Annotated in this window: 23 protein-coding genes and 2 pseudogenes; 23 read left to right on the top strand and 2 right to left on the bottom strand. The window is 44.4% G+C overall.

Annotated elements, in window-relative coordinates; all coding sequences use genetic code 11:
• Positions 1-11: 11 nt before the first annotated feature.
• A pseudogene (locus KJS65_RS30325) lies at positions 12-179 on the bottom strand (hypothetical protein); the annotation flags it as partial.
• On the opposite strand from KJS65_RS30325, the gene KJS65_RS30075 reads away from it, so the two are divergent.
• Positions 141-401, top strand: coding sequence for a methyl-accepting chemotaxis protein (locus KJS65_RS30075; RefSeq protein WP_213649067.1), 261 nt, complete (start codon positions 141-143; stop codon positions 399-401). The pseudogene KJS65_RS30325 and the gene KJS65_RS30075 sit on opposite strands and share 39 nt — an antisense overlap.
• A 21-nt stretch (positions 402-422) precedes the next feature.
• On the opposite strand, the gene KJS65_RS06380 is transcribed toward KJS65_RS30075, so the two are convergent.
• Complete coding sequence (locus KJS65_RS06380; RefSeq protein ID WP_213649066.1) at positions 423-572, bottom strand: hypothetical protein; 150 nt, start codon at positions 570-572, stop codon at positions 423-425.
• 81 nt (positions 573-653) lie between these two features.
• Here KJS65_RS06380 and KJS65_RS06375 point away from each other — a divergent pair, with 81 nt between their 5' ends.
• The 22 genes and pseudogenes from KJS65_RS06375 (at position 654) to KJS65_RS06275 (ending at position 21166) form a co-directional block, all read left to right on the top strand.
• Positions 654-797 carry a hypothetical protein gene (locus tag KJS65_RS06375; protein WP_213649065.1) on the top strand — a complete coding sequence of 48 codons (144 nt, stop codon included), beginning with the start codon at positions 654-656 and terminating at the stop codon, positions 795-797.
• 285 nt (positions 798-1082) lie between these two features.
• A complete protein-coding gene (locus KJS65_RS06370) occupies positions 1083-1685 on the top strand; it encodes a TetR/AcrR family transcriptional regulator (protein WP_213649064.1) in 603 nt (200 codons plus the stop codon).
• 900 nt (positions 1686-2585) lie between these two features.
• The gene (locus KJS65_RS30225; protein WP_374706140.1) at positions 2586-2921 is read left to right on the top strand and encodes a TetR family transcriptional regulator C-terminal domain-containing protein; all 336 of its coding nucleotides are present in this window, start codon (positions 2586-2588) and stop codon (positions 2919-2921) included.
• A gap of 192 nt (positions 2922-3113) precedes the next feature.
• The gene (locus KJS65_RS06360) at positions 3114-3581 is read left to right on the top strand and encodes a nuclear transport factor 2 family protein (RefSeq protein WP_213649062.1); all 468 of its coding nucleotides are present in this window, start codon (positions 3114-3116) and stop codon (positions 3579-3581) included.
• A 1-nt stretch (position 3582) separates the two neighbouring features.
• Positions 3583-4800 (top strand): epoxide hydrolase family protein, encoded by a 1218-nt coding sequence (locus tag KJS65_RS06355; protein WP_213649061.1) that lies wholly within the window; start codon positions 3583-3585, stop codon positions 4798-4800.
• Positions 4801-4870: 70 nt separating this feature from the next.
• On the top strand, positions 4871-6052 hold the full coding sequence (locus tag KJS65_RS06350) for an MFS transporter (protein WP_213649060.1): 1182 nt from the start codon (positions 4871-4873) through the stop codon (positions 6050-6052).
• 248 nt (positions 6053-6300) lie between these two features.
• Positions 6301-6960, top strand: coding sequence for a nitroreductase family protein (locus tag KJS65_RS06345; protein WP_244864558.1), 660 nt, complete (start codon positions 6301-6303; stop codon positions 6958-6960).
• 86 nt (positions 6961-7046) lie between these two features.
• The gene (locus KJS65_RS06340) at positions 7047-7664 is read left to right on the top strand and encodes a histidine phosphatase family protein (RefSeq protein ID WP_213649058.1); all 618 of its coding nucleotides are present in this window, start codon (positions 7047-7049) and stop codon (positions 7662-7664) included.
• A gap of 416 nt (positions 7665-8080) precedes the next feature.
• On the top strand, positions 8081-8365 hold the full coding sequence (locus KJS65_RS06335) for a hypothetical protein (protein WP_213649057.1): 285 nt from the start codon (positions 8081-8083) through the stop codon (positions 8363-8365).
• A 21-nt stretch (positions 8366-8386) separates the two neighbouring features.
• Positions 8387-8593 (top strand): annotated as a pseudogene (locus KJS65_RS30220) (SDR family NAD(P)-dependent oxidoreductase); the annotation flags it as partial.
• Between the two features lie 113 nt (positions 8594-8706).
• Positions 8707-9261 (top strand): SDR family NAD(P)-dependent oxidoreductase, encoded by a 555-nt coding sequence (locus tag KJS65_RS06330; RefSeq protein ID WP_244864404.1) that lies wholly within the window; start codon positions 8707-8709, stop codon positions 9259-9261.
• Positions 9262-9359: 98 nt separating this feature from the next.
• Complete coding sequence (locus KJS65_RS06325) at positions 9360-9944, top strand: TetR/AcrR family transcriptional regulator (RefSeq protein ID WP_213649056.1); 585 nt, start codon at positions 9360-9362, stop codon at positions 9942-9944.
• A gap of 275 nt (positions 9945-10219) precedes the next feature.
• Entirely contained in the window at positions 10220-10516 is a 297-nt protein-coding gene (locus tag KJS65_RS06320; protein WP_306432957.1) for a copper amine oxidase N-terminal domain-containing protein, read from the top strand.
• 738 nt (positions 10517-11254) lie between these two features.
• Positions 11255-12631 carry a UDP-N-acetylmuramoyl-tripeptide--D-alanyl-D-alanine ligase gene (locus tag KJS65_RS06315; protein ID WP_244864402.1) on the top strand — a complete coding sequence of 459 codons (1377 nt, stop codon included), beginning with the start codon at positions 11255-11257 and terminating at the stop codon, positions 12629-12631.
• 1930 nt (positions 12632-14561) lie between these two features.
• Positions 14562-15569 (top strand): ABC transporter substrate-binding protein, encoded by a 1008-nt coding sequence (locus KJS65_RS06310; RefSeq protein WP_213649055.1) that lies wholly within the window; start codon positions 14562-14564, stop codon positions 15567-15569.
• Positions 15566-16558, top strand: coding sequence for a FecCD family ABC transporter permease (locus KJS65_RS06305; RefSeq protein WP_213649054.1), 993 nt, complete (start codon positions 15566-15568; stop codon positions 16556-16558). Before KJS65_RS06310 ends, KJS65_RS06305 begins: the two co-directional genes overlap by 4 nt.
• A gap of 52 nt (positions 16559-16610) precedes the next feature.
• Positions 16611-16940 carry a hypothetical protein gene (locus KJS65_RS06300; protein WP_213649053.1) on the top strand — a complete coding sequence of 110 codons (330 nt, stop codon included), beginning with the start codon at positions 16611-16613 and terminating at the stop codon, positions 16938-16940.
• Positions 16937-17413: a FixH family protein gene (locus KJS65_RS06295; protein ID WP_213649052.1), complete on the top strand. Its 477-nt coding sequence runs from the start codon at positions 16937-16939 to the stop codon at positions 17411-17413. The genes KJS65_RS06300 and KJS65_RS06295 overlap by 4 nt, the downstream gene beginning before the upstream one ends.
• A 46-nt stretch (positions 17414-17459) precedes the next feature.
• Entirely contained in the window at positions 17460-17807 is a 348-nt protein-coding gene (locus tag KJS65_RS06290; RefSeq protein ID WP_213649051.1) for a c-type cytochrome, read from the top strand.
• Between the two features lie 18 nt (positions 17808-17825).
• Positions 17826-18407 carry an SCO family protein gene (locus tag KJS65_RS06285; RefSeq protein WP_213649050.1) on the top strand — a complete coding sequence of 194 codons (582 nt, stop codon included), beginning with the start codon at positions 17826-17828 and terminating at the stop codon, positions 18405-18407.
• A 381-nt stretch (positions 18408-18788) separates the two neighbouring features.
• Positions 18789-20153: a cytochrome ubiquinol oxidase subunit I gene (locus KJS65_RS06280; protein WP_213649049.1), complete on the top strand. Its 1365-nt coding sequence runs from the start codon at positions 18789-18791 to the stop codon at positions 20151-20153.
• Complete coding sequence (locus tag KJS65_RS06275) at positions 20150-21166, top strand: cytochrome d ubiquinol oxidase subunit II (protein WP_213649048.1); 1017 nt, start codon at positions 20150-20152, stop codon at positions 21164-21166. Before KJS65_RS06280 ends, KJS65_RS06275 begins: the two co-directional genes overlap by 4 nt.
• Positions 21167-21195 lie beyond the last annotated feature (29 nt).

The following is a 21195-nucleotide window of genomic DNA, read 5'->3' as shown; positions in this document are numbered from 1 at the left end:
TCGAACTGTTTTTAATACTCATTACGCAGATCCTCTGGAACGGTTAAGTTTTCAAATCTTGTTGTGTCCAAGCCCAGGTACTTACGCATCAGCACAACGGCTTTAGAGGTGAGTAAGGACCAGGATAAGAACATCTTACTATGATATCCCCTGCAGAAAAACTCTGCCTGTATAGATGGGCGATATCTTCCACCGTGGAGGACTTCTCATCGATAGTCGGCCCGCTCTGCGAAAGATCTCGGCATATCGGAGAAATTGCAGAAGAGATGGCCGAGTTGTCCGCGCAGACGAATCTACTGTCGCTGAACGTGTCTATCGAGGCGGCGAGGGCCGGGGAGCAGGGCAAGGGCTTCGCAGTCGTCGCCGGCGAGGTGAAGAAGCTGGCGGAACGCTCGCAGTGATCCGCCATGCAGGTCGCGGAGCTAATCGGCGATACGCGAGGAGATATCGGCGCTGCCGTTTCGGCCATGGACAAGGGGAAGCGCGAGGTAACGGCCGGAGCTGAGCTCATCCAGCATTCCGGCAAAGCGTTCAACCGGATCCTGTTTGCTACTCGCAGCGCCGCGTACCATGTGCGGCAGACCTCTTCGATGTCCAGACAGATCTCCTCGAGCTCGCAGGAATTTACCGCGTGCTTGTTGGAGATTTACCATATGGCGAAGTGTTCCGACGATCTAGCGCAAGGGAATTTCGGCGGCCGCCACGCATCAGTTCACCGCCTTGTAGGAGATCTCGGCATCGGCCGACTCGATGAGCCAGATCTCCGAGGAGATGCTACGACTAGTTCAACGGTTTAAACTGTGAAGACGAAGGGAGACTAGATTGGCTAACGATTATCGATAATAGGAAGCGTAGGCTTTATTGAAAAGATGACTAAGTGGTACAATGTAGCCGAATTATGCAGGTTATTCAAGGTCTCAAAAAAGCGGATTCTACGCATGTAGAAAGACGAACCATCTAATACCAAGGATAGCAAGTCTTCCGGTAATGAAGTTCGCTTGAAAAGGGTTGACGGATGAATTTATGAAGTGTATATTTTATTTAGAATGATCGTTCGATCTAACTGAGAGAGGAGAAGCCGAATGTTTGACAAATACAATAAGGCGCAGCGTGCTGTCCTCGAAACAACACTTAACATTATCAGTCGGAAGGAACTACAAGCTACCTCCATGTCGCTGATCGCAAAAGAATCTGGCGTATCGACGGGGAGCATTTATCACTATTTCCAAAGTAAAGAAGATATTGTGAACGAATTGTATAGAGCAATTGTCACATTTAACGGAGAGTATGTACGTGAAGGATTATTGCAAGGAAGAACGATTCACGAAAAGTTCCAGATGGGTTGGAGCCGGGTTATCGATTTAGGTGAAAAATATCCGCAGGGCTTTCAATTTATTGAGCAATATTCATTCTCGCCTTACATTTATGAAGCGGTAAAGCTGGAAGTCTATACAGGCGGTTGGTGTGGGCCTATGAATCATTTATACGAAGAAGCGATTCAGCAGAAGTTGTTTATCCCACTTAATCCTAAAATGATGGTACAGATGCATTATGGAACATTTGTTTACATGTTAAAGGGCCATCTGCACGGGATCTTTGAGTTAACCAGCGAAAGCATAAATGAAGCAATCAGTTCCTGCTGGAATGCTGTGTGTCTCATGGATACTTCTGTAATGGAGAGATAGGTTTCGGGTTCGCTCGAACCTTCTTTTTTTTCAAAACAACTAGAACGAACATTCGATTTATTGGAGGGGGGTGCAAAACTTTTTCATAGCTGGTACTACTTTAGGACTACCATCTTTTTGCCTGTCAGGTTGCTGTTCATAGCATTATCATTGATTCTCTAACACATACTTATGGGCTGAATGACTCACCTGTCGGGCTTTTTGTCTGGATCATGATTCGCTGGTTGAAGATGATAGCGTCATTAAAGATACGAGATTAAAGGTAATCGTGAAGCTATTGGATTGTTAACTTCTAATTTAGCGCCTTTGCTTGCTGCTCCTGCTATTAAACATTTGTCTCTTGATTTTCCAGACTCCAGTAGGGTTCTAACTCAACTAATTCACTTTGCAGCATTGTTAGATCGATCATTCGATCTAATCTGAACGAAGGAGGCTGCCACGAATGTTAGAGCGCTATAACAAAGTACAGAAGGCCGTCTGGAATAACCGAGGTTGCCGCTTTCAGAAGTAGAAGTGAAGTTTTCAGCTTGGAAGAACTTGTGGTGGAAATTGGTCGCTGCGTCGATTAGCAGCTTAATGGTGCTTTTGAGAGGTTTAAACTCTACTTCATTACAAGCTTTGGATACAGCAAGAAAATCTAAAGAGTTGCCGGCCGTACATTGGTGAAGCGCTTTGTCTCCACGATTGTGCACCTTCAGAGCGAAATGTCGGTCACGTGGATTGCCTAGGGAGGAGAACTTTCGACAACTAAGCATATCTTCTTCGTCGTCAGCAAAGAACCTCCACTATAGTGGACATTACTGTATTGTATTCCAGATTGTGTTATTGACTGCTTATACTGGATTTTGCACATAAGGAGGTGCTGCGCTTAGGTTTTATGGAAAAACGTATGATTGGCGATTGGCACAATTGGAGGACCGAAAAGGTAACATTAAATATATCATTCAAGCATTCTTTGAGACACTTTTGAACGAGTCGGTCTGCGATCAAGATCGAAAGGGCTGCTTTTTGTTGAATGCTTCGCTCGAAATGGCTCAGTACTTTCTTGAAGTCGCCCAAAGAGTAAGCGCATGTTTGGATAGGACTAGAGAAGCGTTATATCGGATACTAGTTACAGCAAAAGAATCTGGCGAGTTAACATCGAAGCATGATCCGAAGAATCTGGCGGATTACTTTCTTAATGCATATATTGGCTTGAGAATTCTTGGGCGTACCAAGCCTGAACGTATCTATTAGAAAGCATTGTGTCCACAACGATTTCCATTTTAGGCTAATTTTTTTAAATATTTAGACTATGCAGTTTAAAATAGGTATTACTGAATACTGAATTAATATTAACCCTGCAGGCTTTGATGAGTACTTCATACACTCAACTTGTTACAGGACAATGCAAACGCGAATAATAAATATATTCATGGAGGAGACCTTATGGACACAATTGAGAAGCTCGAAATCATTGAGGAAATCAGCAATCTTAAAGCTCGATACGCTCGCTTTGCCGATGAAAAGCGATGGGATGACCTCGCACAACTGTTTACGCCAGACGGGAGCATGGAATTTTTTGATGTTGCCGGAAATCTGACGAGCAAGCGACAAGGCCGTGAAGAGATACAAGATACCATCGGTGGGAATGTAGGTTCGGCGCAGCCGATTCATCATCTCTTTTCTCGAGAAATTGAAGTGATCTCTCCGACGAATGCCCGTGCCATTTGGGCAATGGAAGACCTTATCATTTTTCCAGAGGGTGATACGGCTAAGTATCAAATGATGCATGGGTTTGGTCATTATCACGAGACCTATGTGAATGTCGATGGGAAATGGTTCATTAACACGGTTAAGCTTACACGGACCCGAATGGAATTCACATATGCAGCAGATAAAGAAGGGAAGAAATAACATGTCCATTGACCAATATCAATTCAAAATAAACGTAACGGATGAAGACCTTACGGATCTCATTAATCGTGTGAAAGCTGCGCGCCTGCCTGCGAATCCTGGAAACGAGGATAATTTCTATGGTGTGAATGCCGCCTATATGCGCGAACTCGTTGATTATTGGATTCATCAGTTTGATTGGCGAAAAGCGGAAGAACGCATCAATGCATACAATCATTATCGTGTCGAAGTGGAAGACGTGCCAATTCACTTTATGCATAAGCCAGGTAAGGGACCAAACCCGATTCCGCTCATCATTAACCACGGATGGCCATGGACCTTCTGGCACATGAGCAAAATAATCGATCCGTTGACCGACCCTGCATCTTACGGCGGTGATCCCACAGATGCTTTTGATGTCTACATTCCTTCACTTCCCGGCTTTGGATTCTCCACTCCACTCAAAAGACCGGACATGAATTTCTGGAAGATCGCCGATCTCTTCCATAAACTTATGACGGAAACGTTGGGGCATGCCAAATATGCTGCATCTGGTTCGGACTATGGATCGCTGGTCACAGGCCAGTTAGGGCATAAATACGCAGATTCTCTATACGGCATTCATCTCGGACGCGGACTCCGCCTGAATATGTTCCAAAGCGAACGACCTTGGGATGTTACTGAAGGAAATAGGGTACCGGCAGGTGTATCAGACGAGATCCGCGATGGCATGTTGGCTTTCCAACGTCGGTTTGCTTCTCATGTGGCCGTGCACATGCTTGACTCTACAACCCTGGCTTACGGGCTTAACGATTCACCGGTTGGGCTTCTCGCTTGGATTATGACCCGCTGGTTGAAGTGGGGAGATACGCATGGCGACATAGAGACCCTATATACCAAAGACGATATTTTGACGATGGTCTCGATCTACTGGTTCAGCAACAGTGTCGAAATGACGATGAGAATGTATGCAAACGCCAACCGGTATCCATGGCGGCCTTCTCATGATCGTCAACCAATTGTCGAAGCTCCTACCGGAATGACGTTCTTGGGATTCGAGAATCCTCCCGGGGTTACAACGGAAACACGAGTCCAAGCCTACCTTAACAGTCACGAGTCCAAATGGTTCAACAATGTATATTTGAATGCGCATGAAAAAGGCGGACATTTTATGGCGTGGGAGAATCCGGATGCCATTATCGAAGATATTCGTGCCACGTTCAAAAAACTTAGAAAATGAAATCTGATGCAATGGGCGTGTACCGCTGTGTCCTTTCAATGAACTTTTTTATGCGGAGAGGAAAACATACATGAAAAATGCTTTTAAGATAGCCTTGTTATCACTTGCCCTGACATCAAATTTAGCACCTCTGCTAGCAGCGCCTGCTATTAAACTGATAGGGGTAGATTTTCCCGATGCAAGCCCTGTTCTGGTTCAGCTCATCGTTACCTTCGCATCATTTTTCGTTGTTCCGGCCCTTTTATCCGTACGTTTCATTTCGACTTACTTTTCGAAAAAAACGATTCTGCTCTTCGGACTACTCCTATATATCATTGGTGGAGTAGGGCCGGCATTCATGCATTCGGTAACAGGCATTTTAGTGTTTCGCGCGGTTCTAGGAATAAGCATAGGCCTTGTAACAACAATGTTGAATACGCTGATTGCTGAACATATTCAAGGGAATGAGCGCATCAAAATGAACGGCTTGATACAAGCGATCAGCGGCCTTGGCGGAGCTTTTTTCCTGTCACTCGGAGGAAATATAGCTGCTTTGGGCTGGAGAGGCGTCTTCTTGACTTATTCGTACGCAATTATACTTGCGATTCTCGTTCTGTTATTTATCCCCCGAGATAAGCCCGGACGATTAACTATGAAATCAAATCAAGAAAAGCCGAGTCGCTTACCTGCCAAAGTATACGGGGTCTCGTTAGGTACATTAGGTATTCTCATTCTTTATTATGCGATCCCAACGAATCTCGCCGTCTATATGGCTGATAACGGATTCGGAAATGCGACTGCAACGGGTTATGTTACAGCTGTGTCTTTATTGGCAATATTCATTGGTGGTTTGTGTGTAAGAGTTATGGCGGAACGATTTAAACAGGCCATTATTCCTCTTGTAGTACTACTATATAGTGTTTCTTTTGTGATGATCAGCGTAACTCATCTGCTGAGCTTGGTGATTTTGAGTGTTTCATTAATTGGTTTTGGGTTTGGGATAGTTTATCCAATGCTCATGGGGAGCATCATGGAGGCAACGCCAAAGAGTCGACTTACTTCGGGAATTTCAATGTTGCTTATTTTCACTTATTTAGGTCAGTTCGTTACACCAATCGTTTTAAATGGTATTCATCTAATTGGCATCTCAACGCTTCGAGGAACATTTTTGACTCTTGGGATCATAACTGGAATCGCATTTATTTTGGTTTCCGTTTATTCTGTAAGTAAATCCATAATTAGAATGAAGCTCGATAGTAATTCTCCAGGCTAACGAAATATGTGTTAAAACCAATTGTATTACAGAAATGAAATGTGAAGTGTTTTCAGGACGCTTTAGAGTTGACAATAGCAAGGGCGATTGATGGTCGAATGTTACATTACGGTGCAGAAGGCCATTCTCGAAACTACGCTACAGCTGAATATCAATAAGGGACTGCAGATGACGTCCATGTCGCTAACTGACAGATGACATCGCGACCAAGTGATTCTCACTTGCTGGAACGCGATAAAGAGGAGGAGATTACGGTGTCGATTGGAGCGGATACACACGATCAATCATTTTCCGCGGTCATCCACGGGCGCCGATCCGTGCGAGCATATGATCCAAACTTCAAGATATCCCGCGAGGAAATGAAAGCTCTACTGGGGGAAGCCATTCTTGCGCCGTCTTGGGGCAATCTTCAGCCTTGGCGTTTCCTTGTAATTGATGACGAAAAGCTGAAATTGAAACTGCTGCCTATCGCAAACAATCAACAGCAGGTGGCCGACGCTTCCGCCGTTATTGCGGTGCTTGCAAATCTGGAGTATTACAAGCAGGCTAAGACGATATACGGTCGCGCATTTGAAGCAGGCTTCATGCCAGAAGATAGAGCTAAATTGTTCGTGGAACGTATCACCGCCAAACATCCTGCAATTCCTTCCGAAATGAGAACGAAGATCGTTTCGACGGATGCCGGCCTCGTTTCCATGGCATTGATGTTAGCAGCGCGAGCACGCGGACTGGACACGGTACCAATGGGCGGTTACGATGTTGATAATTTCAAGGAGACATTTGGCATCAGCGACCGTTATCTACCAATTATTCTGATTGCCATTGGCAAGGCGGTAAAACAGGGTCATCCTACCGTCCGCCTGTCGGTGGATGAAGTAACAAGTTTTAACCAAATGACCAACGAATAACGCTGAACACGTCTATGGTTCAACCGTATAGGTTGTAAAGGGAGACCCGATCGGCTAATGATTATGAAATTAGGGAGGTTTTGCTCATGAGCACGAGATTATACTTGACGCGCCATGGAGAGACGGAATGGAATGTCGTCCATCGCATGCAGGGGGAAATGGACTCCCCCTTAACGGAGCTAGGCGTACACCAGGCTGAGAGCTTAAAAGCCGTCTTGGATACAGTGCATATAGACGTGATTTACGCAAGTCCGAGTCCCCGGGCGATGCGAACCACAGAGATCCTGCGAGGAGAGAGGGAAATTCCCCTGATAGCATCCGAATCGCTTATGGAGATGAGATTCGGGATATGGGAGGGACAAGTTCATTCGGAGGTTCAAACCCATTACCCCGAGCAATGGGATCGTTTCTGGAATAACCCGGAGGAGTTCGCGATCGCAAATAGCGAGACGTATGCACAAGTGCGAACGAGAGCTTTGAACCTGCTCAATGAGATCATTCGGAAACACTCCGGGGAGTCGTTGCTGATAGTTACTCATACCATTGTCATTAAGCTGCTCATGGCGCATTATCAGGGAACTGACTTGAAGCAACTATGGAAATCGACCGAAATCCAACCTGCCAGTCTGTCGAGAGTCGACATCTCGGGGAAAACGGCCAAGATTGTCCTGCATGGTGACACCAGCCACTATCCACTCCCGTAAAGCGGAGCTGCGGCCCGGAGGACGGTCAAAGCTAGATCCAGTTATTCAAGATGACGCCAGGGGCCATGCTAACGGATGTAGGGAAGCGTGTCGTTCGCATTTTCCGTGAGATTTTTCTAACCAATTGACAGATAACAAGGTACGCTTTAGAATGATCGTTCGATCTATAATCTTAAAAAATATGCAGCCAGTGGTTCCGATTATGGCGCTCTAATTACAGGTCAACTGGGTCACAAATACGCGGATTGCCTCTACGGTATTCATCTCTGGGCCATGCGATTCTGCTCAATCTTTTCCAAGGCGAAAGACCATGGGACCTAACCGACGGATTTAAAGTGCCGGCTGACGTACCTGATGATATTCGTTATGGAATTCTTCACTTCCAACGTACTTATGTATCTCATGTGGCCGTTCACATGCTTAACTCTGCGACGATCTCATATGGGCTTAACGACTCTCCATTCGGACTTATTGCTTGGATCATGACGCGTTGGTTGAAGTGGGGCGATGATACGGGCTACAACATCGAAGCCAAGTACACCAAGGATGAGCTTTTGACTATGGCATCAATTTTCAGGTTCAGCAACAGTATTGAGATGACGATTCGGATGTATACAAATGCGAATCATTATCCATGGATGCCGTCCCATGATCGAATAACTGCCGAAAATTCTGCCATCCCGGTTCATAGTTCCATTTGACAGATAGATAATCTAATTAAAATGAATGTTCGATCCGATCTATTTATATTTGCATGCCAATTTAAACTGGAGGTTTTTAGTATGAGTAAAACAGTATTTATCACAGGAACAAGTTCTGGATTGGGCAAACTAACGGCGATTCGTTTTGCTCAAATGGGCTGGAACGTAGCAGCCACCATGCGTACGCCTGAGAAAGAAACGGAACTGACGGCATATGACAACATTAAAATTTTCAAACTGGACGTCACAAAGGTGGAGCAAGTTCAAACAGCATTGGATCAAGCCATACCGGCATTATTGACGTCGTCGTCAATAATGCCGGTATGGGTACTTACGGTCCGTTGGAATTGGCTAAAGAGGAAGCGATCGACTGGCAGTTCGCAGTTAATACTCGGGGACCAATCAATGTCATTCGTAAGTTTTTACCACATTTCAGAGCCAATGGCGGAGGCATGTTTATCAATATCAGCTCTTTCATGGGGATCACGACAGCGGTTCCGCTTGGATCGCTTTATAACATGTCCAAATTTGCTTTGGAAGGGTTGACGGAAGGTCTGTATTATGAATTGAAGCCGTTGAATATCGAGCTTAGATTGATAGAGCAGGGCGGCTCTACAGGAAATAAGTTTAAGGAAAGTACTATATGGAACCGAGATGAAAACATTAAAGATTACGATGATCTGATGACGAAAGTGCAAAATTTAATGAATCCCACGGAAACCAGCGGCATTTTGGATGATCCTCAAATTATCGTTGATGCCATTTCCGCTCTGGCAACGGGAGAAAGCAAGAAATTCCGTACCGTCATCGGAGCAGCGGGTAACGAATTAATGGCTCTTAGAAACTCCGTGCCGATCGAAGAATATTTGGAAACAATGGCTAAGAAATATATGTAACGTCCACTATAATTGACAAATACAATAATCAATGCCTAAAATAGAATGAATATTCGTTTTATAGTGCGGATTATCATTTTGTATTGGAGGCAAGTAAGGTGTTCGATAAATATCATAAAGTCCAGAAGGCGGTTCTGGAGACTACATTGTCCCTCATTATCGAGAAGGAGCTTCAGGCGACTTCCATGTCTTTGATTGCCAAAGAATCAGGTGTTTCAACAGGGAGCATCTACCACTATTTCGATAGCAAAGAATCGATTATTAATGAACTTTACAAAGCGATCGTAACGTTTAATGGAGAAAAAGTTCTTGAGGGTTTTTACTCCGATGAACCCATAAGAGTCCGCATAGAGCGTGCTTGGGAGAATTTGATTCGACTGTCTCTTGAATATCCTCAAGGATTTCGATTTATTGAACAATATTCTTTCTCGCCGTACATTTACGACGACGTCAAAAAAGAGGCGTATGAAGGCGGATGGTGCGGTCCTTTGAAAAAGCTGTATGCGCAGGCGATTCAGGAAAAGCTGATCATTGAGATGGATCCGTCGTTTATGGCTCAAATGCATTACGGCTCTTTCGTATACGTAGTAAAAGCATATCTGCATGGCAAGTTTACTCTCTCGGACGAAGAAATAAAACGTCTGATCGAAGTCACATGGAATAGCGTCAGTGCTCGCAATTAAAGCTCAGCACCGCGTCGACAGAGCGAGCTCGTACAAATCTGTAAAACGGAGGCCATCGCTTTAATTCAGCTTTGTTCAAACCGCAGATAGCAGGTGGGGGAAATCCGTTAAACGAATTATGAATTTCACAAAGTTTGTTTTAGCCTGATAGCAGTGACGGGCGTTCGTTAAACTAACGGGAAACGATAGTTGAATAAAACTTAATGTTGAGCAGACTACAACAGTCTGCTCATTTTATTTAGCTAAAACATAAGACTTTTATTGCTAATACCAAGGTGCTAGCTTCTGGCCTTAAGGTGTATATTAACGGTCAAAAGATCAGCTTTAATAGTGCGCCGGTAATATACCAAAACACAAACCTTGTTCCTCTGCGAGAGATTGCTGAAGGTTTGGGAGCGACAATCACTTACGACAAAGATAGTGGAACAATTGGGGTCACTAAAATGAGTCGCAAAGTTACTTTAACAATTGGAAGCAAAACGTTATTCTACAATGGTGTATCAGAAACAGCTAGTACAGCTACTAAAGTGATTAATTGGTGTTACATATGTTCCAGCGCAGGTTTTTGCTAGGGGACTAGGAGCAGGGATTGAATATAACTCGAGCAGTAACTCACTCAATATTACAACTTAATTTGAAGATGGGAGAGTCCTTTAAAACTCTCCTTGTTTTTTTCGTGTGAGAACATCTGTGAAACGAACGGTGTTATTAGATTTGTCTCGCAAACCCATTATCAAGGAAATATCAGATGGATCTCCAGATGTTTTAAAAGTAGAACTGTCGGATTTGTAGTAAGTGAGGTCAAGTAGGTGAATTGTCGGGGATACAGGAACTTATAAAAAAACAAAGTGAAAATAGAGCTATATAATGTATGACACTAAACTAATGTCGGGGGACAAGAACATGGTCCCATTGAAAGTCGCTATTTAAGCGGCTTTTTTGTTTTATCGGTACAAGTTCTTGTCTCGAGTCTAGGACAAGAACATGTTCCGATTACCGATTAGATAAATATCTAACTGAATATTACAGCTATTTATTAAGCTAACGGGCAGGTTAGCGCAACAGAGTGTATGTGTTAGAACATCAAGGTGTTGGGAATCCTTACTAAATACATGGAGGTCATCGTATAGAAATGACCGGGCAGAATTTTCACAACTAAAGGGAGGATCGTTGATTAAAAACCACACATTAACAAAAAAACCATAGTGATGGATCTTTTGATCTCTTCTTACACGTGGCATTATCAAGATTAAGGCAGTTCTGTTAGGGTTAAAGCACTGATTTAAAAATTGAATTTAATTGGGGGGGCAATGATGATTACTCATGAACTCAAAGTTATTGAACGAATGTCTGAAGGCGATGGGTTATCTTTGGAGTTTAAGGGATTTTTGATTCAAGGAGTGTCTATTGACTCCAGAACGGTAAAGCCTGGTAATTTATTTGTCCCCATTATAAGAGAGTTAGATGGACATAATTATGTTAATGAAGCAATATCTAAAGGAGCAATTGCGTCCTTTTGGCAAAAGGATCACCCTAATCCTCCAGATCATCTACCGTTAATTTATGTAGATGATTGCTTAGAAGCTTTTCAAAAATTAGCGGCACAATATCGACGAGAATTACAAGTCAAAGTTATTGGTGTTACGGGTAGTAATGGTAAATCAACTACAAAAGAGATGTTAAATTCTGTTTTACAGACAAAATTTCGAGTTTATAAAACAGAAGGAAATTTAAATAGTCAAGTAGGTGTTCCATTAACGGTATTAGGGATAAAAAAAGAAGATGAAATTGCAATAATTGAGATGGGGATGAGTGAAAGAGGGCAGATTGAGCAACTTTCTCGTATTACCAACCCTGACATAGCGGTAATTACAATGATTGGCGTTTCACATCTATTAAGCCTCGGCTCAAGAGAAGCAATAGCAGCAGCAAAATTGGAAATCCTTACTGGTCTAAAGAATGGTGGATGTTTTGTTTTCAACGGTGATGAGCCATTATTGACTAAAGAACTCTTCAAAATTAAAAAAAATAGCTCATTAGAAACCATTAGTTTTGGTCAGGGGAATTCTAATGATGTGAGCGTCGAGAATGCAATAACTAATTCCGATGGTTCCCAATTCTCTGTCGCTAACGACATTTATTACCTCCCACTTCTTGGTGACCATAATATTAATAATGCACTTGCTACAATTGCTATTGCTCTAAGGTTGGGTTTAAAATCTGCAGAAATAAATGAAGGATTTCTTCATTTAAAATTGCCTGATATGAGATTGGAGAAGATCATTTCACCATCGGGATTTACCATAATTAATGATGCATGGAATGCTAGTCCGGATTCGGTAAATGCTGCAATTAAGACTTTTCAAGAACTGACGGGTTATAATGATAAACACTTGGTCATTGGTGATATGCTTGAGCTTGGTCATCATGAAGAAGAGTTCCACCGAGAAATTGGTAAAAACCTTGACCCGGATAAAATAAACTATATTTATACATTCGGTGATCTCAGTTACCATATTGCATCAGAAGCAATAAAGAGATATCCAACAGGTGCTGTAAATACATTTAAAGATAAAATGGGGTTAGCAAATGCACTAAAACAAGCAATTAAGAAAAATGATGTGATTTTGTTAAAAGCATCCCGTGGGATACAGATGGATTCAATTATCCCATTCTTAATGAAGTAATCACTAAACTAACGGAACACAATAATTCAATGACGGCATTTATGGGCAGGACAGCTAACTGTAACCCACATTGAGGGCGTTAATAAGACTAAACTTAATCTTAATTATTGCATTCGAAGTAAAGCACGAATGCTTAATTTTTGGGAAGTCGGAAGGTAAAACCTAATGACTGTGGAAGCCCTATGCTTTGAGCACATTGCCCCTATTATTGAATCAATCGTAACGATTTTGCTCTCTTCCTTCTTTAGTTACAAAAGATCCTCAACCCGGTACCGCATTTGAACCAACTACTCAGAATGGGTACAACTACCTTGGTAATAAACCAGTAACATTTATTGATCCATCGGGAGAAGCCAGAATAAGATTTAAAGTTAATAGAAGAACGAATGGATTACTTCGCAGCAATGGCTGGTTACATTAAATCTGAAATCTACATGGCTTTTGCGCATAAGGGAGCAAACTAAATGAATGTCATTTGGAGATAGGAATGGCTTTTTGAATACGAGTTCCCTTGGTCTGTATTCGAAAAGTTAGCTCTTGTTAACCTTGCTGATCGGCAATGAAATACTTCGGGTTTTTGGAAATGCAGGAACACAATCCATAAAACATTATATTGGAGATAAGAGGAGGGGGCTTTTTGTTGAATTAGATGCTTTTAATCATGCGCTGCTGCTGCAAACACAAGATATTAAATTAAAAGAACACAACTAGAAAACTTGTCGAGGGACAAGAACATGGTCCCATAGAAAGTCGCTAATTTAGCGGCTTTTTTTGTTTTATCGGTACAAGTTCTTGTCCCGAATCGAGGACAAGAACTTGTACCGATTGCCGTATTGGACAAGAACATGAGCCGATTACCGATTAGATAAGTATCTAACTAGGTTTTCTAAGCAATTGAAATGTGGTTGTAGACGTATATGGGCATGTAGGAAGGATCGAGGAGCTCCAGTTGAATTGCTTTGGTGTGGCGAAGCAATTTTAAATCCTAACACGTAACGATGATAACCAAAATAAATACCTCCTCGAGATACAGAAATAGCCCCGTAGATCAGGTGGCATGGAAATAATATATGGTTGAAATTCTGTCGCTTTCGGTGTTGCATCTTACCCTCACAAGTATAGAAAGAATTGATGAAAAATTACTGGAAGGGGCGGGAATATGAGGAGGAAACGGAAGGCTTATGATAAGTCGATTGTTACAATTTCATATTCTCGTTCCATTAAGACACTAAAGCATTAGTTGCTTTAGTGTTTTTTATTTGCGCGGAGGTGTTAATTTGACAAGGTACAAAAGAGTTCTTATTAAACTAAGTGGTGGAGCAGTGGCCGGACAATCTAAGATTGAAAAGGGGCAAAGTCCTCCGACAAGAATTGTCGAACGATGTCTAATGACACAAATGTGACCCCATTACATAAAGTACTAAAGCCTGATTCTCAGGGCTTTTTTTATTTTATGTGGCTAGATTTGTGTCATTAAAAATGCACAAATGTGACCCCATTGTAGGATTTTGACACGCATAAAAATGCCACCGCCAAAAACGATTGTAATTCCTTTTATTCATTCGCTAGCCTCCGTCTATAAATGGACAAGTCTTTGTTTTCCGCTCCGATCATGGCCGTAAGCAACACCATTAACGGTCATTCCTTTCCTCATTTTTAACGTTTTTAATTATAACTGGGACTGACATCCAGCCAATAACTCGTAAGGGCTATTTTTATTTAAAATTGTGTAGTTTTTTTGTATTTTCGAATTCCATTTTTTGTTTTTCCTAATTTGTTCAATTTTTTTTCGATTTTTATAGCTCGATCGAGTCTGTTCGATCCTCCTCTAACTGAAATATAGTATCCATATATGAAAGGGGAGAAAAGTAAGCAAGCTTCATGAAAGATAAGGAATAAAAAATGCCTAACGAGAAGAGGATGGTTTAGCATGACATGGAAAAACGGGTTGAAATGGACTTTGATCCTAACGCTGCTGATCATGGTCATGGCGGGCTGCGGTAATTCGCCATCTGCTACATCGCATCTAGCTAGCGACAATGAAAAGACGGATATACAGGAAGGCACGAAAACGAATAAACCATTTCTTACTTTTAAAGATGACAGCGATAGGACCGTTACTTTAGAAAACAAGCCGGAGCGTATCATCATCCTTAACAATGAAATGACAGAGCTTTTCTATCAACTGGGCGGAGAAGCCGTGGGCATTGCAACTTCCCCAGGCGTGGATATCCCGGAGAAAGCGGCAAATGTCCAGCAAGTCGGAATCATAAGCAGCGTGAACATGGAGCAAATTATGAAGCTGAAACCAGATTTATTGATCGGGCAGCCTCTATTCCATCAAAAGCTGGCAGACACTTTTACCGACGCAGGAATCCCTTTTGCCATATTGACCATCGATTCGATCGAGGGCATTCGGGAAAATGCACGGCTGTTGGGAAAAATTTTGGATAAGGAGCAAGATGCCGATCTCGCTGTTGACAGCATGAATGCACAGCTTCAATCCCTAACCCGATCCCTGCCTTCAGATGAGCCTACCTATGCAATCATTACGTTGATGGCGAACAATATATCACTGCAAAAACAATCGAGCATCGCTTTGGACATTGCAGGATTGTTGAAAATGAAAAATGTCGCTGAATCGCTTCCGTCAGGAAAGATGCCAAGTTCAGTACCTTTTAGCATGGAAAAGCTGGCCGAACTGGATCCAGACTACCTGTTCATTGTCGTGCATGGTTCGAGCGAGGATGGGCAGCGAATGATACAACAGCAGCTTGAGAGTAACCCTGCATGGTCGTCCCTCAAGGCGGTGAAATCCGGTAACCTTCAAATTCTTCCGCCCTCCATGTTTGTTACCAGTCCTGGAATCAAAATTACAGACTCCGTCAAATACATGGAAAAACTTGTATACCCTAAAGTGGAAGCAGGAAATGAATGAGTAAGCCGAACCAGCTGTTGACGAAGCGGGGGATACGGCTTCTGATCCTGCTAATGATGGCTATACTGGCTTTGATAGCCAGTCTTAGCATTGGGGCAGTGAAAGTCAATCCCATGGATATTGTGTCCATCCTTACGGGACATAAAGATGTGGACGCCTACTTAATTATATGGAATATCCGCCTGCCACGGGTATTGATTGCGGCTCTGGTTGGAATGGGGCTTGCTTTATCCGGGACGATTCTTCAAGGTATGCTGCAGAATCCAATGGCGGATCCACATGTGATTGGCATATCCTCAGGGGCAGGGGTTGCCGGCATCGGCATCTTATTGGCATTGCCCCAATACGGCCACCTGCTTGTACCCGCTGCTTTTGCGGGGGCTGTTGTTGCTGCCCTGATCATATATATGCTGGGCTGGAAGAATGGCATGGTTCCAGTCCGGTTGATTTTATCCGGTGTAGCCGTGTCTGCATTCTTGAATTCGGGTATCTCGGCATTGTTGACCTTTTATAGTGATCGAGTAGAAGGGGCTTTGTCATTTATGGTTGGAAGCCTATCCGCCAAAAGCTGGCCGCATGTTGAAGTTTTATGGCCGTATATTCTTCCCGGCGCTATAGCGGCCTGCTTGTGCGGACGCTGGATCAACATCATGCAGCTTGGAGAAGCCACCGCCATTTCCCTTGGACTCCGGCTGGAGTGGGTGAGAGTCTTTCTGCTTACGCTGGCTTCATTGCTGGCAGCCGCAGCAGTCAGCGTCGCCGGACTTCTAGGCTTCGTAGGTCTGATTGTCCCACATCTTGCAAAGTTAATCATCGGCAGCGATTATCGCTGGTTATTGCCGTGCAGCGCTGTACTGGGGGTCGTTGTGCTTGAAACTTCCGATTTGATATCACGAATGATCTTTTCGCCGGTGGAACTTCCTGTTGGCATTATTATGGGCGCTATCGGAGCTCCATTTTTTCTCTACTTGCTGCGGACGAAAAGGTAACCCCCATTTCCGTTTTCAAGTCATGACTTCTTGTTTTAGGGGGAGGTGCTTCATGTCAGCTCCATTTAAAGTCATTTCAGCAATCAGTATCTTGTTTGTACTGACAGTTCTTTCCCTACTATTCATCCGGATGACCGTGCAACCTCCAGGGAATACAAGGGTGATTTTGGATCATTCCCTGCAAAAGATCATTGCACCGCCCTGCTTTAATTCGGCGGAAGTTACGAACAATTTAACGGAATCCAAGCTTTCGCGCGCTGATAAGCTGCAATTCAAGCCGGACTCAGCTTGTACTGAAAAGTCGTTGGCCGGCACGAAGATGACGTTATTCCAGATACTCTTGGAAAAAATCGGAGTAAAGAAAGGGGGATGGGATTGGTGATCAGTCAATTGCAAAAGGCTGCGACGATACTGATTATGGCGACGTTACCATTCTTGATGTCGGCATGTTCAGATTCGGCGCATAATGCAGAATCCGGACAAGGACTATTCCAGGACGTTATTAACGTTAGCATCCAAACGAGCCCTGATAAGCCCGCACTGAATCTGCCTGTCGAGATTAGCGCGAGCGTCTCACAGGGAGGGGAGGCGGTCAATGACGCCAAGGAAGTGGAGTTCGAATTATGGAAGTGGGGAGAAACAAATCATGAGACGCTCCAAGGTAAGCACCAAGGTGAAGGCGTTTATAGCATTGAGAAAGAGTTCCCCACAGAAGGTATTTATTATGTTGTGGCGCACGTGTCTGCCCGCGGAATGCATAACATGCCGCGCAGGCAGCTGGTGGTAGGCAACGTTTCCGAAAAAGAAATAGCGAAGGCGAAGGCGGATCCGAATCAAAGTACGCATGAACATTGATATTTCTCGCCCGACCATTCATTTCAGGGCAAAGGGGGAAAAATGGATGAGATTGAGTATGCCATTATTTACGGTTTTAATTATCACGATTATCATGTTGGCCGCATGCGGAAGCCATTCCAGCCAACAGAACGAAACGAACACGGCCGTAGTCGAGAGGGATTCAGATTCAAACGGGGCCGAAATGTTGTATAAAAAAAGTTGCTTGTCTTGCCATGCTGCTGATCTAAGCGGCATAGTCGGACCGAGCTTGAAAGAAATCGGGTCAAAGCTCACGAAGGAAGAGATTGTGGAGAGAATGACTATGGGACGCGGCGGAATGCCGTCGTTTAAGAGCCGGTTATCGGAGCAGGACATTGACACGCTCGGATCCTGGTTGGCAGACAAGAAGTAAGGAAAGTAGGGGATAAACTTGGTTAAGACCAGAAATGTTTTACTGGCAGTGTGTCTTATCTGCATCCTGCTTGTCACCGCTTGCGGTGATCATAAACCGGACAAGCTCAATATTAAACTTGAATCGTTTCAATCGATCGATCAAGAAGGGAATCGCAAAGACATTTCGGATTTAAAAGGCAAAATTTGGGTGGCAGATTTTATGTTCACGCACTGCACCACCGTCTGCCCCATACTAACCTCTAATATGGCGGAACTGCAGCAGGAATTGAAAGACGCCGGAATTAAGGCTGACCTTGTTTCGTTTTCGGTCGATCCCGAGAACGATCATCCTGAAGCGATCAAAACCTATATCAGCAAGTTTAGTGATGACTTCACAAACTGGCAAGGACTTACAGGGTATTCGTTCGATGACATCCAAACTTATGCCCGTAACAACTTCAAAATGGCGATACAGAAGGATACTGCTTCTGATCAGGTCATTCATGGAACCTCGTTTTTTCTAGTCGACCAAACGGGAACTGTCGTTTCGTATTACGATGGTCAGGAACCTCCTTACGATAAAATCAAAAAGGATATCAAGGCCTTAGAGCGTTCATGATTGCTGAATTCGTCATTCTGATTTATTTTATATGAAAAGATCCTGGGCTTGGCAATTTCCAATATGCCGGGTCTTTTTTTATTGCAAGGGGTTTTTGAAATACAAAACCGATGGTTCTCGGTGAAGCAATAGCTCAAAAGGGTGGTTTTGCGGTTTTTCACCGAGTTGTCGGAAAGAGTTGATCCTTCTTTGAACATTTAGGGTCGAAGCCGTAATCAGGATTGAAATGCTAAGGAACAAAGATATAATAATTTTAAATATCGGGTTTTGGTAGACTGCCTTGTGAAAAAAATCTCTTTATGTAAAGCAGAACATAGGCATGTTTAATTAACAGCCAGAAACGGTATTGTTGATTAGGCATTTGAAAGGAGGAATTCGAATATGGGTATCGATACGGTGATGTGGAGCAAGCTGGTGACAGGAATGACTCTGGGGTTCCATGCTATTTTCGCGACGCTTGGCGTGGGAATACCGCTCATGATCGCGATTGCAGAGTTGATCGGCATACGTAGGAAAGACCCCCATTACATACTTATGGCAAAGAGGTGGTCGAGGGGGTTCGTCATTTCGGTGGCTGTCGGGGTCGTGACGGGCACGGCCATTTCGCTTCAGTTGGCCTTGGTCTGGCCCCATTTTATGAAGCTGGCAGGGAATGTTATCGCGCTACCGTTATTCATGGAGGTATTCGCGTTCTTTTTCGAAGCGATCTTCCTGGGCATTTATCTGTATACGTGGGAAAGGTTCAAGAATCCATACATTCATTGGCTGCTGACGATTCCGGTCGTGGCCGGGGCGGGCATGTCTGCCGTTTTCATTACGACGGTGAACGGATTCATGAACCAGCCCGGAGGTTTTGCAATGGAAGGAGGACAATTCACAGCGGTTGATCCGGTGCAAGCAATGCTGAATTCGGCGTCGTTCTCCAAGGTGTTTCATGTATTAAGCTCGGCTTATTTGACGGGTGCTGCCTTGCTCGCCGGAATTGCAGCCTTTACGATGCTTAAAAAGGGGGTGTCCGCCTACCACAAAAAAGCTTTGAAGCTGATGATGGGCGTCGTTCTGCTGTTCGGATTGCTCAACACGTTGGCCGGGGATGTATCCGCAAAGTTTCTGGCGGAGCATCAGCCGGAGAAGCTGGCCGCCGCGGAATGGCATTTTGAGACCGAAAGCGGCGCGGATCTGGTTTTATTGGGTTGGCTTAACGCTGAGCATGAAATCATTGGAGCGCTTCATCTGCCGAATTTTCTCAGCTTCCTGGCCTTCGGAGACTTTAACGCAAAAGTGACGGGGCTTGAAGAGTTCCCGACGGATGAACGTCCGCCGCTGCTTGTCCATTATTTGTTTGACTTGATGGCAGGAATCGGTTTCACGTTATTGGGGATTTCGCTGCTATATTTTCTGTTCATCATCTGGAAAAAGCGCAACGAGCTCAACAAGTGGCTGCTTCGCGTGATTGCTCTGGGAGCGCCGCTCGCTTTTCTCGGAGTCGAGCTGGGATGGTTCTATGCCGAGATTGGACGGCAGCCGTGGATCATCCGAGGGTATATGCGAGTGGAAGACGCGGCTACGACATCGCCGAGCGTGAGAATTCTTTTCTTCCTGTTTCTGATCTTGTATATCATCCTTGGTATCGTGTGCGTACTCGTGCTGCGCCGTTTGTTTAACAATAATTCGGCCGAAACCGAGATGGAGAAGTGGCTGAAGCCTGTCCAAGGCGAGACGGCGGAAGAAAGGGGGCATGCATGATGAGTTACGAGCTCATTGGGATCTCGGTGTTGTGGCTGTTTTTGTACGGTTATTTAATCGTGGCCTCCATTGATTTCGGAGCGGGCTTCTTCGCTTTTTACGCACGCCTGACGAAGAAGGATCACTTGATTAACCGTCTGATTTCGCGATATTTGTCGCCTGTCTGGGAGATCACGAACGTATTTTTCGTCTTTTTCTACATCGGCATCGTTGGCTTCTTCCCGGATACTGCCTATTATTACGGGTCAGCGCTCCTTGTTCCCGGAAGCATTGCCGTCATTTTGCTTGCCATTCGCGGGTCGTTCTATGCGTTTGAGAACTACGGCTCCAAAAATAACATCGTGTACCTGTTCTTATACGGGGCTACCGGGCTCTTGATTCCGGCCTCGTTGTCGGTCGCGCTTACGCTCTCCGAGGGCGGTTTTATCACGAAACAGGGCGGGACGGTTACGCTCGATTACTGGGCCCTGCTTACGAGCCCCTTATCGTGGTGCATCGTGGGACTCGCCATCGTATCGGTCCTGTTCATCAGCGGAACGTTTCTGGCTTTCTACGCTTCGCGTGCAGAGGACCATGCGGCCTTGAAGCTGATGCAAAGCTACGCTCTGTTCTGGAGCACACCCACGATTATCGTTGCTTTGACCGCGTTCATTTACCTCAGCCAGCACAATGAGCGGCATTTTCAAAACATGATGGATTTGGGCTGGCTTCTGGCGCTGTCCGTCGGGTTCTTCATGGTTGCTATGTGGCTGCTGTACAGCGGCCGCCGTTACGGACTGGCTTTCATCTGCGTCATGCTGCAATTTTTCTGCGCCTTTTTCGCGTATGGGATCGGGCAATATCCGTATATTCTGGATCCATACATCACGATTCAGAGCAGCGCTACCTCGCCGGCGATGGGCATCGCGCTCGTCGCAGCGTTTATCGGCGGCCTGTGTCTGCTGATTCCTTCCCTGATTCTGGTCTTCCGGCTGTTCCTGTTCGATGCGGACTATGTGAAGGGAAAAAAATAGCCTGATCCGCTATTGTCGATTAATAAAAT

This window comes from Paenibacillus sp. J23TS9 (genome assembly GCF_018403225.1).
GTDB lineage: Bacteria > Bacillota > Bacilli > Paenibacillales > Paenibacillaceae > Paenibacillus_AQ.
This window is presented reverse-complemented; position numbering and strand designations above follow the sequence as displayed.

What these genes read in the sequence shown, in the direction of transcription:
- KJS65_RS06340 (WP_213649058.1), top strand. Translation starts at nt 7,047, where the DNA reads ATGAGCACGAGATTATACTTGACGCGCCATGGAGAGACGGAATGGAAT.
- KJS65_RS06350 (WP_213649060.1), top strand. Translation starts at nt 4,871, where the DNA reads ATGAAAAATGCTTTTAAGATAGCCTTGTTATCACTTGCCCTGACATCA.
- KJS65_RS06380 (WP_213649066.1), bottom strand. Translation starts at nt 572, where the DNA reads ATGGTACGCGGCGCTGCGAGTAGCAAACAGGATCCGGTTGAACGCTTT.
- KJS65_RS06290 (WP_213649051.1), top strand. Translation starts at nt 17,460, where the DNA reads ATGAGATTGAGTATGCCATTATTTACGGTTTTAATTATCACGATTATC.
- KJS65_RS06275 (WP_213649048.1), top strand. Translation starts at nt 20,150, where the DNA reads ATGATGAGTTACGAGCTCATTGGGATCTCGGTGTTGTGGCTGTTTTTG.
- KJS65_RS06335 (WP_213649057.1), top strand. Translation starts at nt 8,081, where the DNA reads ATGCTTAACTCTGCGACGATCTCATATGGGCTTAACGACTCTCCATTC.
- KJS65_RS06375 (WP_213649065.1), top strand. Translation starts at nt 654, where the DNA reads ATGGCGAAGTGTTCCGACGATCTAGCGCAAGGGAATTTCGGCGGCCGC.
- KJS65_RS06305 (WP_213649054.1), top strand. Translation starts at nt 15,566, where the DNA reads ATGAGTAAGCCGAACCAGCTGTTGACGAAGCGGGGGATACGGCTTCTG.
- KJS65_RS06315 (WP_244864402.1), top strand. Translation starts at nt 11,255, where the DNA reads ATGATGATTACTCATGAACTCAAAGTTATTGAACGAATGTCTGAAGGC.
- KJS65_RS06310 (WP_213649055.1), top strand. Translation starts at nt 14,562, where the DNA reads ATGACATGGAAAAACGGGTTGAAATGGACTTTGATCCTAACGCTGCTG.
- KJS65_RS06360 (WP_213649062.1), top strand. Translation starts at nt 3,114, where the DNA reads ATGGACACAATTGAGAAGCTCGAAATCATTGAGGAAATCAGCAATCTT.
- KJS65_RS30075 (WP_213649067.1), top strand. Translation starts at nt 141, where the DNA reads ATGATATCCCCTGCAGAAAAACTCTGCCTGTATAGATGGGCGATATCT.
- KJS65_RS06355 (WP_213649061.1), top strand. Translation starts at nt 3,583, where the DNA reads ATGTCCATTGACCAATATCAATTCAAAATAAACGTAACGGATGAAGAC.
- KJS65_RS06370 (WP_213649064.1), top strand. Translation starts at nt 1,083, where the DNA reads ATGTTTGACAAATACAATAAGGCGCAGCGTGCTGTCCTCGAAACAACA.
- KJS65_RS06300 (WP_213649053.1), top strand. Translation starts at nt 16,611, where the DNA reads ATGTCAGCTCCATTTAAAGTCATTTCAGCAATCAGTATCTTGTTTGTA.
- KJS65_RS06280 (WP_213649049.1), top strand. Translation starts at nt 18,789, where the DNA reads ATGGGTATCGATACGGTGATGTGGAGCAAGCTGGTGACAGGAATGACT.